Genomic DNA, 13565 nt, shown 5'->3' with positions numbered 1-13565 from the left:
CAATAAAGTGAAATATCAACAGGCCGCCTCCCCTAACGTCCGTCACCCTGAATTTATTTCAGGGTCCATGACATCCATCAGGGCAACTTTACCAGTATGTCAGATACCTACAAAAAGCAGTGAAAAGTTATGTAACTCAATTTCAGTTCACAACGTCTTTGCTGGGAATAAAATCTAGCACGGTTGCATTAATGCAATATCTATCTGTGCCTCTTGGCCCTTCATTCTTAAACACATGACCTAAATGAATACCAGTCGACTTGGACCTGATTTCAGTCCTAACCATGCCGTGGCTTAAATCTTGATGGTAAGTGACGCTGCCTTTGACTGGATACTTAAATGACAGCCACCCTGTGCCTGAGTTAAAGCGATCTTTAGTATCAAATAAATGCGCTCCACTGAGTTTATCAACAAAAACGCCCTCTCCTGTATTTTTGAAAATATCATATTGCTTGCAAAATGGACGTTCGGTGCCTTTTTGAAAGGCTATTTTATAAGCTTCCGTCTTCCCTAGTTTGAACGCTCCCAATACTTTGTAGAAGGTTTCTCGATTCATAAAGCCTTGATATCCAGCAACCTCTTTGCCATTTTCAATAAGTAAAATAGTTGGCGTCGCCCAAGTAGCTGACATAATTTCAATGCCTTGTAGTTGGTCCGCGAATCTGTAATGTAACGGGATTGACCCCTTATAATCATTAACAACTGTACTTTTAAACTTTTCACAGTAGGGACAATAGTTTTTTGAGTCTAACACCACAATATGTTTGCCGCTTAAAAGCGCTTCGTTGCTTACTTTCTTTTTATCCACTTTGTCAAAAGTCACACCAGTACTATGATCCGGGCAATACCCGTTAGGGTTTTTCGCTAAATAATTTTGGTGATATTCCTCAGCAGATACAAAAGTTTCGAGCGGCTTAATTTTTGTTTGGATATCGCCATACCCGGCCTTTTGCAGCAAGTGCTGATATTCCCCTTTGAGCTGATGCGCCACTTTTGCTTGTTTCTCCGTATCAAACAAAATGATGGACCGGTATTGCGTACCTACATCATTGCCTTGCCTATTTTTTTGAGTCGGGTCATGGCTTTCAAAATAAGACTTAATTAATGACTCTGTTGAAAGCAAGTTTGCGTTATACGTCACCTTAACTACTTCTGCGTAGTTATTTTCATCATAACGACGACGAGGACTAATTATATTTTTGTAGGTTGCTTTAAAGCCCCTTCCATCAGCATACCCTGATTCCGCATCAATCACGCCAACCATTGCTTCATAGCGTTTTTCTGGACCCCAAAAGCAGCCAGAACCTAATACAAGTGTTTTAATATTTACGCTTGCGTTATCCATCTCAGGTTTCGGCATATCAGCGGCAAACGAAAAAGTTGAAAAAAGGCTGAGTAACAAAGTAAAGTTAAGCTGCTTCTTCACGTAAGTGCTCCTTTAATAATTATCTATCCATTTGGACCGAACTTCGAATAAAACAATTTCAAAATTTTGCATAACAAGCTAGCAAACTCAGTTCAATATCCGTCAAAACTTCGCCTTCACTGCGACATTCTCTAGGCACAAGTAAAACTTGCTTTACCAATAAAGTTAAACGCAATAACACCTTGTGCACCAACTTGCTACACTGATACCACACCCGTTGCAATTGCAACTCACCCTAGAATCTGAGCAGTTCAACGACATTAGATTAATATGCCATTGAAAATAGGGTAAAACGTTGGCACGCAATATCCAGAGGATTTTAAAAATGTCTTTTATCTCTCGCCTTTCAGCGATCGCAGTTGCACTTGGTGCTTCAATTTCAGCTCAAGCTGCGGACATCCAATTCACATCTAAGCTTGAAAACGCTGAGTCACTCGTCATTTTCAAAGCTGAAGACAAAAAAGCTGCTTTCAAGTTTTTAGACAAGCCAACTAGAGCTCAATTAGACAGAGCGATAGAAAGTGAAGACTTTCAAGGCAAGTTTGGAAAAACCGTTGAAGTGCTAGCGCCAGTATCCTCTGATTATAAGCGCATCATTGTTGTAGGTTTAGGTAAGGAAGACGAACTAAACGCAAGTAAAATGACTAAACTTGGCGGCAATCTGCACGCTAAGTTAGAAGATAAAAAGTCATCAAGTGTTGCTGTTGCTTTTGAAGACTTTGATGGTGAAATTAATAATTCTCAGCTAGCTGCTCAGCTTGCTCACGGTATTAATTTACGTGACCATACTTTTGAAGTTTATAAAAAAGAGCCAAATAATTTTAAAGTTAGCTACAGCATAGATGTAGACAGCAAACGTAAAGCTGCTAAAGAATACATCCCGCTTGAGCATATTCAATCAGGCGTGTTTCTTGCTCGTGACTTAACTTCAGAAATAGCTTCTGAAATGACACCAGTGGATTTTGCAAAGGCTGCAAAACAGCTTGAGCAATATGGTGTTGAAGTGAAAGTATTAGAACCAGCTGAAATTAAAGAGCTTGGAATGGGCGCCCTTGAAGCTGTCGGTCGCGGCAGTGCACAAGGCTCTAGACTAGTCATTGCACACTACAAAGGTAACAACGACACACCAATCGCGCTTGTAGGCAAAGGCATTACCTTTGATTCAGGCGGCTATAACGTGAAAACGGGTAAGTCTATCGCGCTAATGAAAGTGGACATGGCTGGTGCAGCTGCCGTACTTGGCACAGTGAAAGCGATGGCGAAAGCAAAAGCAGATGTAAACGTGGTTGCAGTTATGCCAATGGCTGCCAACATGGTATCTGAAAACTCTTTCGCGCCAGGTGACGTTCTGCGTACAGCTGAAGGTTTGAGTGTTGAAGTACTTAACACAGATGCTGAAGGTCGACTTATTTTGAGTGACGCATTGTGGTATGCACGTCAATACTACAAACCAGAAATTATGATTGACCTTGCAACATTAACTGGCTCTAAAATCCGTGCGGTTGGCAATAACTACTCTGCAATCTTCTCAGAAGACGATGAGCTTGTTAAAGAGTTTACAATCGCTGGTCAAACAGTTAATGAGCAAGTTTGGCGCCTACCTCTGGGTTATAAAGACGCGCTAAAATCTGACATCGCAGATCTAACTAATATTGGCTCTTACGGTCCTGGTGCAACTACAGCTGCAACCTTCTTACAACAGTTTGTTGGTGATACTCGCTGGGTTCATATTGATATCGCTGGTAATGCGATCTCTAAAAAAACCAAAGATGAAGTTCCTGCCGGCGGCACTGGATACGGTGTTCGCATTCTTAGTGAATGGTTATTGAGCGGTAACTAATCCCTCCAATAAAAAGGCCATGCATTGCATGGCCTTTTTCTTATTTCTATTTATGTGGCCTCTCACACCATTACTATGTATATTAAACACGCAAAAGCACCCGTAATGACAACGCTATAAATAATAAAAAAGTCGTGTTTCAAATTATTATAAAGACAACATAATGACAAACAACAAGACCTACATTCTGGGCGAACGTGCACTCGTTTTAGAAATATTTCAAACTCACCTATCGCAACACCAACAAAATAAATTGTTTGCGTTACACGCTTGGATGCGTGAACAAAAAGTCTTCATAGATATCGTACCGGCCAAAACGACTATCACTGGCTACTTAATGCACTCTCAAGATCCAGAGTACTGGCTAGACAGGTTAAGAGAGGCATGGGAGAACATTGAACCTGAGGCATTTCAACCAACTGTTCATCAAATCATAACACGCTATGGAAAAAGTAACGGACCGGACCTAGAATCCGTTGCTTCTCTAACAGGTTTGAGCCCAGCTCAAGTGGTGGAGCTGCACAGTGAGCAAAGTTATCAGGTTAAATTTTTAGGTTTTTTACCTGGTTTTGCCTATTTGGGGGATCTCAACCCTAAATTACATTTACCTCGCCTTGATACACCTAGAACACACGTGCCGTCTGGATCAGTGGCGATAGCACAAGACCTTACGGCAGTTTATCCGAGTGAATCACCAGGTGGATGGCGACTTATCGGCCACACAGACACTGTTTTGTTTAATCATCAATTAGAATCACCAAGTATTTTGCAACCAGGAGATGTTGTAAAGTTCATACCAAGCACGGAGGGAATATGCTAACAATCTTAAAATCTGGTATTCAAACGTGCATACAAGATTTAGGAAGGTATGGTTTCAGGCATTTAGGCGTGTCGCAAGCTGGCGTGATGGACCCCCTCGCGGCTAAAAGCGCCAACATACTCCTTAATAACTCCACGGATTCCGCTGTTATTGAGATAACCGTAGGCTTATGTAAATTTAAGTTTGACCATCCAACCAACTTTTCGCTTACTGGTGCAGATCTTGGTGCAAAGCTTAATGGAAAAAGCATTGCCACTGGGTGGCGGTATCACGCTGAGGCTAACGACATATTAACTTTTGCGTCGAGTAAGAGTGGCACGCGTGCTTACTTTGCTGTTCAAGGTGGATTTAATGATGTTACACCTGTCATGCATTCGTCGGCAACCGACATACAAGCAGGGTTTGGAGGCCTCAGCGGCAGGGCTTTGCAAGACGGTGATGTATTACCTTACACCCCATTTAACGCGCTTGACTCCATTGGTGCTGCACTACCTGATTATGTCGACACAATTCGCGTTATCCCTGGACCACACGTAGACTTGTTGCCCAAAGACAATCAACAAAGCTTGTACAATCAGCAGTGGCAAGTACAACCAAATAGCAATCGTATGGGGTTAAGAGTCGCAAGTGATATTGATATAAGCCACAACGTAAGTATTACTAGCCAAGCGGTAAGCCCTGGTGTGATACAATTACCACCCAATGGCCAACCTATCGTATTACTTAATGACTGCCAAACCACAGGGGGATATCCAATTATTGCACATGTGATTGAAGCTGACTTACGCCATTTAGGCCAATTACATGCAGGAGCTCGCTGTCAGTTTAGAGCCGTAAATAGACTGCAAGCTCAACAAGCATTAGATCAACAACAACAACACCTAGCACAATTGAAAATTGCTGTGCTACATCATGATAAGAAAAATATATGACTGAACTAAACTTACTCCCGTTAACCGGGATATTGGTTGTCGTAGTCGGCTTTGCCCTGCGGTTTAACCCTTTATTGGTAGTCACTGCGGCAGGGCTAATTACCGGCTGGGCAGTTGATTTAAATTTTTCTGAACTATTAGCCACATTTGGTGAAAAGTTTATGAACTCCCGACAACTGGCAAGTTTCTTATTGATTCTGCCTGTTATTGCGATTTTGGAACGCTACGGGCTGCAAAATCGTGCAAAAAATTGGATAGCCAATATTAAAGGGGCCACTACCGCGAGAATTCTCAGCGTGTACTTCGTGGTGCGAGAATCTTCGGCAGCTTTGGGCCTGCTTAGCTTAGCTGGCCAAGCTCAAACGGTTAGGCCTTTGTTAGCTCCGATGGCGCTAGGTGCTGCTACAAATATACATGGCGAACTTCCCAAAGAAGTCAAAGACATGATCAGCGCACATTCAGCCGCGTGCGACAACATTGCAGTATTTTTTGGCGAAGACATATTTATTGCTTTTGGAGCCGTTTTATTAATGGATGCGTTTTTAAAGGAAAATGGTATCCAAGGTATTGAGCCTCTGCATATCGGTCTTTGGGCCATACCCACTGCGATTTTTGCATTAATCGTACACCTATTCCGCCTCGCTCGTCTCGAAGCAAAAATTTGCAACAAAATAGCCGAGATAAAACAACAAAACAAATCTGTCAGTACTGAGGAGTTAGCATGAGCGCAGTAAGCCAAACTACACACTCGGCACAACCAGCAATACTCTCAATAGACAATATCTATTTACTCATCGGCTTTTTAGTACTGTTTTTAGTAGTTAAAACTCTACAAGATAAGCAACACCCAAAACGTCTCACGACAGCCCTATTTTGGATGCTCTTTGGTAATGTATTTTTATTTGGCGACCTATCAATTTCGCTAATAGGTGAAACACTAACTTACCAATGGGTGGGAGTCAGTGTGATAGCCATCGCCCTGTTGGCAGGGATGGGCAAAGTGTCAATGGGCACATACTGCACACCAAGCGAAGAAGAGCTAGACAAAAGCGCTCAAACAATTGGCAATAAGCTATTTATTCCTGCGGTACTTATTCCTGTTATAACAGTGATTTGTACGCTCTTCTTAGGTGGTATTAACCTTGGCGGAACCTATTTATTTGACCAAAATCATTTAACCTTAGCGTCTCTAACACTTGCTTGTGGCGGTGCTTTATTAGTTGCATGGAAATTCACTTCAGGCAGCCCCATTCAAGCGATAGGCGAATCTAGACGCCTTGTTGACTCCATAGGATGGGCAGCAATTTTACCACAAATGCTGGCTATGCTGGGCGGCGTTTTCATCGTGGCAAATACAGGTACAGCAATACAAGATATTGTAACTCTGTTCATATCTCCAGATAATCGTTTTATGCTCGTTGTACTTTATTGCGTCGGTATGGCTTTGTTTACTATGGTCATGGGTAACGCATTTGCTGCTTTCCCTGTCATGACAGCGGGTATCGCGGTACCATTCTTGATTCAAGGGCATGGCGCTAGCCCTGCGCCACTGGTAGCGATTGGTATGTACTCCGGTTACTGCGGCACGTTAATGACGCCAATGGCTGCAAATTTTAATATTATCCCAGCCGCACTACTCGATTTAAAAGACAAATATCAGGTGATCAAGGTGCAAATACCAACTGCGATCGCTCTACTAATCATCAATATCTTTTTAATGTATGGGGTTATTTTTAATGACTAAACCTAATCACCCTACCGTGTTAATTACTGGATTTGAACCTTTTGGTGGCGAAGCAATTAACCCTTCATGGCAAGCGGTTCAGAAGTTAGAAGGCCTTATTATCGAAGGCCATTTAATCGTAACACGAGAGCTTCCTTGCGAGTTTGACACCTCTTTGGAATCGCTTTACAACAATATCGCGCTGCATGAACCAAACCTTGTATTATGTGTTGGCCAAGCAGGTGGCCGCAGCGATATTACGATTGAACGTATTGCTATAAACATCAATGATGCAAGAATTAAAGATAACGCAGGCCACCAGCCTATCGACACACCCGTTGTTAAAGGCGGTCCAGCCGCTGTTTTTGCTAAGTTACCGATAAAACAAATGCTTTGGGACCTACATGAAGCGCAGATCCCAGCCAGTATTTCCAATACTGCTGGCACCTATGTATGTAATCATGTCATGTATGGACTATGTCATTACATAGAAACACACAAAGCCAATTTAAAAGGTGGCTTTATACATATTCCATATTTGCCAGAGCAAGCTGTGCACCATAGCGGTGCACCCAGCATGGCTGAGTCAACGGTCATTGCAGCGTTAAAATCAATGATTGCCTCTGCTTTAAGCCATGATCAGGATTTGGCCATAGCAGCAGGAACAACTCACTAATAACTTGCAATATTTTGGTGCAGAGATGCACCAAAATTTACTCCCTTTCCCCTTACGATATTTAGTATTTTCCGTGTGACTTCATCATAATTTTCTGTTAGTTATAGACTTAGTTTTATACAAAAATAACTATATTTATCACAGTGATTAGCTCGTGACTAACGGTAAACTGGTAACGGGCGTAACAGGAATGAGGGTACTATGTGTTCAATATTTGGTGTTTTAGAAATCCAAGGCTCGGCTGACAAGTTACGAGCACAAGCTATTGAAATGTCGAAAAAATTAAGACACCGTGGACCTGACTGGTCCGGTGTGTACTCTAGCGAAAAAGCGATTTTAGTGCATGAGCGACTCGCTATTGTTGGAGTTGCCAGTGGCGCTCAACCTTTGTATAACCCAGAGAAAACCCATGTACTCGCAGTAAATGGCGAAATATACAACCACAAGGCACTTGCAGAGCAATTGGAAACCCCATTTGAGTTTCAAACAAAGTCTGATTGCGAAGTTATTTTAGCCTTATATAAACAAAAAGGGCCTGAGTTTTTAGATGATTTAAATGGCATATTTGCATTTTGTCTTTATGACGAAGAACAAGATGCTTATTTAATTGGTCGTGACCATATCGGCATTATACCTTTGTACACGGGCCGAGATCAGCACGGTAACTTTTACGTTGCCAGTGAAATGAAGGCGCTTACACCTATATGTAATCACATAGAGGAGTTTCCCCCTGGGCACTATTTGTATTCAAAAGAAGGGACGTATCACAAATACTATCAAAGAGATTGGCAAAGTTTTGATGCAGTGAAAAACAACCCCGCGAGCGCCCTTAAAGTCAAAAATGGTCTAGAGGCTGCGGTTAAAAGGCAGCTGATGTGCGATGTGCCTTATGGCGTGTTGCTTTCCGGTGGATTAGACTCCTCGGTAATCTCGGCAATAACCCAACAATTTGCTGCCAAGCGTATCGAAGACAATGACGCCAGTGATGCTTGGTGGCCTAAACTTCACTCATTTTCAATTGGTCTAGAAGGCTCACCAGATCTCGAGGCTGCGCAAAAAGTAGCGGATCAAATAGGTACCATCCATCACCCTATTCATTTTACAGTGCAACAGGGGTTAGATGCCTTAAAAGAAGTGGTTTACCACTTAGAGACCTATGATGTGACAACCATTCGTGCCTCCACTCCAATGTATTTGATGGCGAGATATATCAAAGCTATGGGCATCAAGATGGTGCTATCCGGTGAAGGCGCAGATGAATTGTTTGGTGGATACCTTTACTTTCATAAAGCCCCAAATAGTAAAGAGTTTCATGATGAACTTAACCGAAAAGTCTCTAAATTACATATGTTTGATTGCCTACGTGCGAACAAATCGATGGCAGCTTGGGGCGTTGAGGCAAGAGTGCCATTTTTAGATAAAGAGTTTGTTGATATCGCCATGCGCACCAACCCTGAGTACAAAATGTGTAAAGATGGCCGAATAGAAAAGCATGTTATTCGCGAAGGGTTTAGCGGATACATTCCCGATGATGTTTTATGGCGTCAAAAAGAGCAATTTTCTGATGGTGTGGGTTACTCATGGATAGATTCTCTTCGCGACTATGCCGAGGCCCAAGTCTCTGATCAAGATATGGCAAATGCACACTATCGCTTTGCAATTAATACCCCAGATAGCAAAGAGGCGTATTTCTATCGCACCATTTTTGAAGAGCACTTTCCTGGAGAGGCTGCCGCAAAATGCGTACCTCATGGAAAGTCTGTCGCCTGCTCTACTCCCGAAGCACTTGCGTGGGACGAGAGTTTTGAAAACAACGCAGATCCGTCGGGACGCGCCGCCAATGTGCACAACGATGCGTATAAACAACAGTGATGTTATAAAACTATAGGGTAATGATTAAAGTGCTCTACAAGTTCTCATCTTGAGGTCACTTTAATAACCCTAATAATTATCGGTTTTTATATGCCATTTTACGTACTACACTTGCAAGCATTCTAAATCTAAAAGAGAAAAACCAATGATTGAACAAGGACAAAGCATTCCAGAGTCGGTATTAACTGAGCTAACAGCCGATGGCATGCAAAACCATACGTCTGAAGCGCTTTTTGCCAACAAGAAAGTCGTTGTTTTTGCAGTACCAGGTGCTTTCACACCAACTTGCTCGCAAGCACATTTACCAGGGTTTGTTGCACTGGCGGACAAAATCAAAGCTAAAGGTGTCGATAGCATCATTTGTGTTTCAGTCAATGACGCTTTTGTGATGAAAGCTTGGGGAGATGCGCAAAACGCAGATGAAATTTTAATGCTCGGAGACGGCGATGCAAGCTTCACTCAAGCATTAGGGCTAGATATGGACACAGCTAGCTTTGGCGGTGTGCGCTCTCAACGCTACGCTATGATTGTTGAAAACGGTGTAGTCACTCAGTTGAACGTAGAAGCACCAAAAACTTTTGAGATCAGTAAAGCTGAAGTGATTTTAGAAGCGCTGTAATCACAAAGGTATTTTCGCTCATAACTATTCTAACGAACAGTTATGAGCTAGTTTAGTTATGCACTTCTTCCAGCTTACCTCGTTAACTACTTTCAGGAAAAAAGCGGACCTTTAATACAATTGTTTCGTTAGGAACTGCATGTAACAACTTCTCTGTATCTTCACTCCAAGGGCACAGGCTTAATGACTGACCTCTAAATCGTTGGTTAGGGCTATTTTCGCTAAGATTAAGTTCAAATAAAGATGTGCTTTTAGCAATTTGATTGCTAGATAAAATCAATGCATAGTCCGAATTTGAATCCAATGTAATTTGTTCTTTAATGGATTCAAATAGGTTTCCATCGGCTAGAAACTCCATACCTTCATCTCTGATCGGCTTAGCTTTTTGAAATCTAGCGTCCTGATGAAATTGCACAAAATTTTCTACGCTTGGCACATAAGTTAAATTCCCCTGTTCAGGTATCGGCCTCCTTATATTTGTGTCTAAAACAGCAAAAGGGCGTAAAGGTTTAAGACCAAACTCCTGTAATGCTGGCGCTACTGCTGGAAAGTATGTTTGAAATACTTGCGCTTCTTTCCCACTGATAACTTTACCAAATGCCAAATCTAAACAACTGTCTGATTGTAGGTTTAATTTAAGATCCATGATTTTTCCGTTTTAGTCTTTAAGTGTTTTTTATTGTGGAATCTTTATTTCCGGAAATCAACACTTCCGTTAAAATATTTCGGAAATCATCGTTTTCGAAATTGTACATTTACTGTAAAATTGCTTTCTGATACCATCGCCAGCATGAAACAAGAAAATACCAAACAACCCGGTAATACACGGGGTAGAAAACGTGATTCGAGCAGAACTGATGCGATTGTAAAGGTGGCTCTGAGCTTGTTATTGGAAGTGGGGTTTGATCGATTTCGTATTCAAGATGTTGCGACTAAAGCAGGCTGTGGAACAGGTGCTATTTACAGGCGGTGGCCTACGAAAGAGTCTTTAATTATTGAAGCAATCAAAAGCATGCCTGCGCAAGAAGCGCCTGTTACGGATGAACCAACGACTGATCTAAAGACGGTCATAGAAAAGCAATGTAGCCAAGCCAGCGAGAAACCTGATTTAGTGCCAGGATTAGTTGCAGCAATGCGTTCTGATAAAGAAATAGAGGCTGTTGTTAAAGCCGGATTTTCGTTAGAACATTATCGCAAAACGATTGCTAGAACCATTGGTGAAGACCATGAACACTTAGACTTGCTTGCTGAGATAACACCTGCAGTTACGTTATTTCGCTCAGTCTTTACGCCTGAATCACTAAACAGTGATGACATGGTTGAAGAAATCCTGTCGGTAATTACCTCTTTCAAGCCCAAAACATAATGGATGAAATCACAGAGATGGGATGTATCTAATCTATGCGTTTTGTCTACAGGCAATCTTCAGATTTGATTTGACCCTTCAGTCAAATCTGAAAAACATGAAGCGGCTATAACGATTAGCACCTTAAAACCCAGTTTGATTAATTCAGCCTCTCGGCCATATCCTTGCTGGCGACAACACTGTTAGCGCCCTCTCTTACAATTACAGTTTCGAATTGCCCTTGTGTATTTTGTATAAATTCTACATAAGTTTGCTCTTCTACATCATCACCTTGAAGCACAAATTGGTTTGGAGCTATTGGCACTAACGCGCGCTGACCGACATATAGCGTGTTATTTTTTAGCGAGAAATACCTTGTTTTTGGCCTTGGTTCATCTGCACTGATAAACCCTCTTTCCAACGCCGTATATTTATCTCCAGAAACAGTGAATGCGCCTGTAAATTGATTTAGCCACTTAGCATTGATAGCGGGTTCATAGCGATAGAATGGCCTGTAAAACGGCCAGTCGAAAGCATCAGCTACGGCTCTTCTTATTTCCTCGTACAAGTCATCGCCGTTACTCCCATTGGTAAATACCACCAACCCCGTTCCTAAATTTAAATGACCTTCCATCCATGCTTTGTACGATTGATTTGAACCTCCGTGACGAAAGCGTCTTAACTCCCCTGCACCTGACATTTTTGGGCCTAACCCAAACTTACCAAATCCAACTTCAGTCATCATTTGTTGCGCTAAACCGTGTTCTAGATAATTATGATTTCCTTGATAGCTTTTCATCAAAGCAATCATCAAATGTGCATAGTCGCTTGGTGTACTCCAAAGGCCAGACGCCGCCATTTCTGGAAATGTATGCCACCCACGCGGCTTTGCTTCTAATTTCCCAGATGCATCATGTGCTTTTGCAATATTGCCGAACTCTTTGGGTAAAGGGTTCTCAAAAGTTGAACGAGTCATTTTAAGCGGCTTGAACAGTAAATCTTCGGTAGCGATTTCGAAAGGTTGCTTTAAAACATCTTCAAATAACAACTGAATAATGGTGGTGCCCCCTCCTGAATAACGCCAACTTGTTCCAGGTTGATAAAACGTGCGTACAGGCTTAGTTCGGGAAAGCCCAGTTCCTTTCAAGGTCTCCAATACAGTCGGCGTCTTTTCGTGAGGCTCAAAGTCAGGAAACCCCCATAGAGAAAGCCCCGCCGTATGAGACAATATCCCCCTCAAGGTAACCTTATCTATATTTGTGTATTGACTTGCAGGAACCCGCCACTGTTTTAGGTAGGTGTTGACGTCCGTATCCAATGCTATCTGCTTTTGGGAAGTTAAACTTAGTACTGCCGCCGCTGTTGCAACTTTACTTAATGAGCCAACAGAAAAGACCGTATTTTCATCAACAGGTTGTGCTGTGCCCGCTTCTTTTAAGCCATAACCTTTAGCAAAGACAACTTTGTAATTTTCTATCACAGCTATCGACACTCCTGGTACATTGAAATGCGCCATACGCTGCGATAAAGACCACTTTGTCGGATTAGACTTATCGAGAACCGAATCTCTTAGTCCATTTTCCATCATCTGTGCTTTAGCATTTATTGATTTATCTTCATTTGCATTACTACTTGTGCTGATTGCCAATAAAAGAACCACTGGGGCAATGGGCAAAGCTCGTGAGTAAGTTGCCATAAAATTCCTTTTTGTTTTAACCAAGATTACGTTTATTAGACGACTAAACTCTCCAATTTGTTAAGGACTCGTTTTACGCCCTTTCATCTTTTGTCGACTCCATGACAACGTGTGTCGTAATAGTGCAAACTTGTGGAATAGATCCAAGTACATCGGCATGAAAAGCTTTGTACGCATTTAAATCTGATGTTTCTACACGCAGCAAATATTCAAACTCACCAGTGACGTTATGACACTCTTTTACTGCACTGGCCAGTTCAATCGCTTGTTCGAATGCTTTTTGAGACTCAGTCGAATGCTCTCTCAGTCCTACACCAACATAAGCGATGAATCCCGTGCCAAGTTTTTCCGAATCCAATACGGCACGATACCCTTTAATAAGCCCTTTTGATTCAAGATCTTGAACACGTCTTAAACATGCCGAGGGAGAAAGCCCTATTTTTTCCGCTAGCTCCACGTTTGATAGACGTCCATCTTTTGACAATTCATGTAATATGATTCGATTAAACTTATCTATTTTCATTTTTCCCCTCCGTCACTAGAATAAACTGACTCATTATTTCATAGCAACGAAACTTCTCACCAAGGTGCAAAAATAGTTAATGTGTTCATGAAC

13 protein-coding genes are annotated in these 13565 nt (G+C 42.0%); 9 read left to right on the top strand and 4 right to left on the bottom strand.

Annotation, left to right across the window (positions count from 1 at the left end):
- Positions 1–142: 142 nt before the first annotated feature.
- Entirely contained in the window at positions 143–1360 is a 1218-nt protein-coding gene (gene msrA / locus QNM18_RS00270) for a peptide-methionine (S)-S-oxide reductase MsrA (protein ID WP_211010370.1), read from the bottom strand.
- A gap of 391 nt (positions 1361–1751) precedes the next feature.
- Here msrA and QNM18_RS00265 point away from each other — a divergent pair, with 391 nt between their 5' ends.
- The 8 genes from QNM18_RS00265 (at position 1752) to QNM18_RS00230 (ending at position 9908) form a co-directional block, all read left to right on the top strand.
- Positions 1752–3266 carry a leucyl aminopeptidase gene (locus tag QNM18_RS00265; protein ID WP_211009973.1) on the top strand — a complete coding sequence of 505 codons (1515 nt, stop codon included), beginning with the start codon at positions 1752–1754 and terminating at the stop codon, positions 3264–3266.
- 163 nt (positions 3267–3429) lie between these two features.
- Positions 3430–4086, top strand: a complete 657-nt coding sequence (gene pxpB, locus QNM18_RS00260) for a 5-oxoprolinase subunit PxpB (RefSeq protein ID WP_284135957.1) — start codon at positions 3430–3432, stop codon at positions 4084–4086.
- Positions 4080–5018 carry a 5-oxoprolinase subunit C family protein gene (locus QNM18_RS00255; RefSeq protein WP_284135956.1) on the top strand — a complete coding sequence of 313 codons (939 nt, stop codon included), beginning with the start codon at positions 4080–4082 and terminating at the stop codon, positions 5016–5018. Before pxpB ends, QNM18_RS00255 begins: the two co-directional genes overlap by 7 nt.
- On the top strand, positions 5015–5743 hold the full coding sequence (locus tag QNM18_RS00250) for a DUF969 domain-containing protein (protein ID WP_284135955.1): 729 nt from the start codon (positions 5015–5017) through the stop codon (positions 5741–5743). Before QNM18_RS00255 ends, QNM18_RS00250 begins: the two co-directional genes overlap by 4 nt.
- Positions 5740–6762: a DUF979 domain-containing protein gene (locus QNM18_RS00245; protein WP_284135954.1), complete on the top strand. Its 1023-nt coding sequence runs from the start codon at positions 5740–5742 to the stop codon at positions 6760–6762. The genes QNM18_RS00250 and QNM18_RS00245 overlap by 4 nt, the downstream gene beginning before the upstream one ends.
- A complete protein-coding gene (pcp, locus tag QNM18_RS00240; protein WP_211009978.1) occupies positions 6755–7417 on the top strand; it encodes a pyroglutamyl-peptidase I in 663 nt (220 codons plus the stop codon). Before QNM18_RS00245 ends, pcp begins: the two co-directional genes overlap by 8 nt.
- Positions 7418–7618: 201 nt before the next feature.
- Positions 7619–9289, top strand: a complete 1671-nt coding sequence (asnB, locus tag QNM18_RS00235) for an asparagine synthase B (RefSeq protein ID WP_284135953.1) — start codon at positions 7619–7621, stop codon at positions 9287–9289.
- Positions 9290–9434: 145 nt separating this feature from the next.
- A complete protein-coding gene (locus QNM18_RS00230; protein WP_023397526.1) occupies positions 9435–9908 on the top strand; it encodes a peroxiredoxin in 474 nt (157 codons plus the stop codon).
- Between the two features lie 82 nt (positions 9909–9990).
- On the opposite strand, the gene QNM18_RS00225 is transcribed toward QNM18_RS00230, so the two are convergent.
- Positions 9991–10554 (bottom strand): hypothetical protein, encoded by a 564-nt coding sequence (locus QNM18_RS00225; protein ID WP_284135952.1) that lies wholly within the window; start codon positions 10552–10554, stop codon positions 9991–9993.
- A gap of 144 nt (positions 10555–10698) precedes the next feature.
- On the opposite strand from QNM18_RS00225, the gene QNM18_RS00220 reads away from it, so the two are divergent.
- Positions 10699–11274 (top strand): TetR/AcrR family transcriptional regulator, encoded by a 576-nt coding sequence (locus tag QNM18_RS00220; RefSeq protein ID WP_284135951.1) that lies wholly within the window; start codon positions 10699–10701, stop codon positions 11272–11274.
- Between the two features lie 139 nt (positions 11275–11413).
- Here the strand turns inward: QNM18_RS00220 and QNM18_RS00215 are convergent, their stop codons facing one another.
- Positions 11414–12949 carry a serine hydrolase domain-containing protein gene (locus QNM18_RS00215; RefSeq protein WP_284135950.1) on the bottom strand — a complete coding sequence of 512 codons (1536 nt, stop codon included), beginning with the start codon at positions 12947–12949 and terminating at the stop codon, positions 11414–11416.
- Positions 12950–13022: 73 nt separating this feature from the next.
- Positions 13023–13472, bottom strand: coding sequence for an Lrp/AsnC family transcriptional regulator (locus QNM18_RS00210; protein WP_211009983.1), 450 nt, complete (start codon positions 13470–13472; stop codon positions 13023–13025).
- Positions 13473–13565 lie beyond the last annotated feature (93 nt).

The organism is Pseudoalteromonas obscura (genome assembly GCF_030135505.1).
In the GTDB taxonomy this organism is placed as follows: Bacteria; Pseudomonadota; Gammaproteobacteria; order Enterobacterales; family Alteromonadaceae; genus Pseudoalteromonas; species Pseudoalteromonas obscura.
The sequence above is the reverse complement of the archived record's forward strand: the minus strand, read 5'-3'. Positions and strand labels throughout refer to the sequence as shown.

Bases quoted from the DNA above. Each gene is read 5' to 3' on its own strand.
- msrA (WP_211010370.1), bottom strand. From the start codon at position 1,360: ATGCCGAAACCTGAGATGGATAACGCAAGCGTAAATATTAAAACACTT.
- QNM18_RS00265 (WP_211009973.1), top strand. From the start codon at position 1,752: ATGTCTTTTATCTCTCGCCTTTCAGCGATCGCAGTTGCACTTGGTGCT.
- pxpB (WP_284135957.1), top strand. From the start codon at position 3,430: ATGACAAACAACAAGACCTACATTCTGGGCGAACGTGCACTCGTTTTA.
- QNM18_RS00255 (WP_284135956.1), top strand. From the start codon at position 4,080: ATGCTAACAATCTTAAAATCTGGTATTCAAACGTGCATACAAGATTTA.
- QNM18_RS00250 (WP_284135955.1), top strand. From the start codon at position 5,015: ATGACTGAACTAAACTTACTCCCGTTAACCGGGATATTGGTTGTCGTA.
- QNM18_RS00245 (WP_284135954.1), top strand. From the start codon at position 5,740: ATGAGCGCAGTAAGCCAAACTACACACTCGGCACAACCAGCAATACTC.
- pcp (WP_211009978.1), top strand. From the start codon at position 6,755: ATGACTAAACCTAATCACCCTACCGTGTTAATTACTGGATTTGAACCT.
- asnB (WP_284135953.1), top strand. From the start codon at position 7,619: ATGTGTTCAATATTTGGTGTTTTAGAAATCCAAGGCTCGGCTGACAAG.
- QNM18_RS00230 (WP_023397526.1), top strand. From the start codon at position 9,435: ATGATTGAACAAGGACAAAGCATTCCAGAGTCGGTATTAACTGAGCTA.
- QNM18_RS00225 (WP_284135952.1), bottom strand. From the start codon at position 10,554: ATGGATCTTAAATTAAACCTACAATCAGACAGTTGTTTAGATTTGGCA.
- QNM18_RS00220 (WP_284135951.1), top strand. From the start codon at position 10,699: ATGAAACAAGAAAATACCAAACAACCCGGTAATACACGGGGTAGAAAA.
- QNM18_RS00215 (WP_284135950.1), bottom strand. From the start codon at position 12,949: ATGGCAACTTACTCACGAGCTTTGCCCATTGCCCCAGTGGTTCTTTTA.
- QNM18_RS00210 (WP_211009983.1), bottom strand. From the start codon at position 13,472: ATGAAAATAGATAAGTTTAATCGAATCATATTACATGAATTGTCAAAA.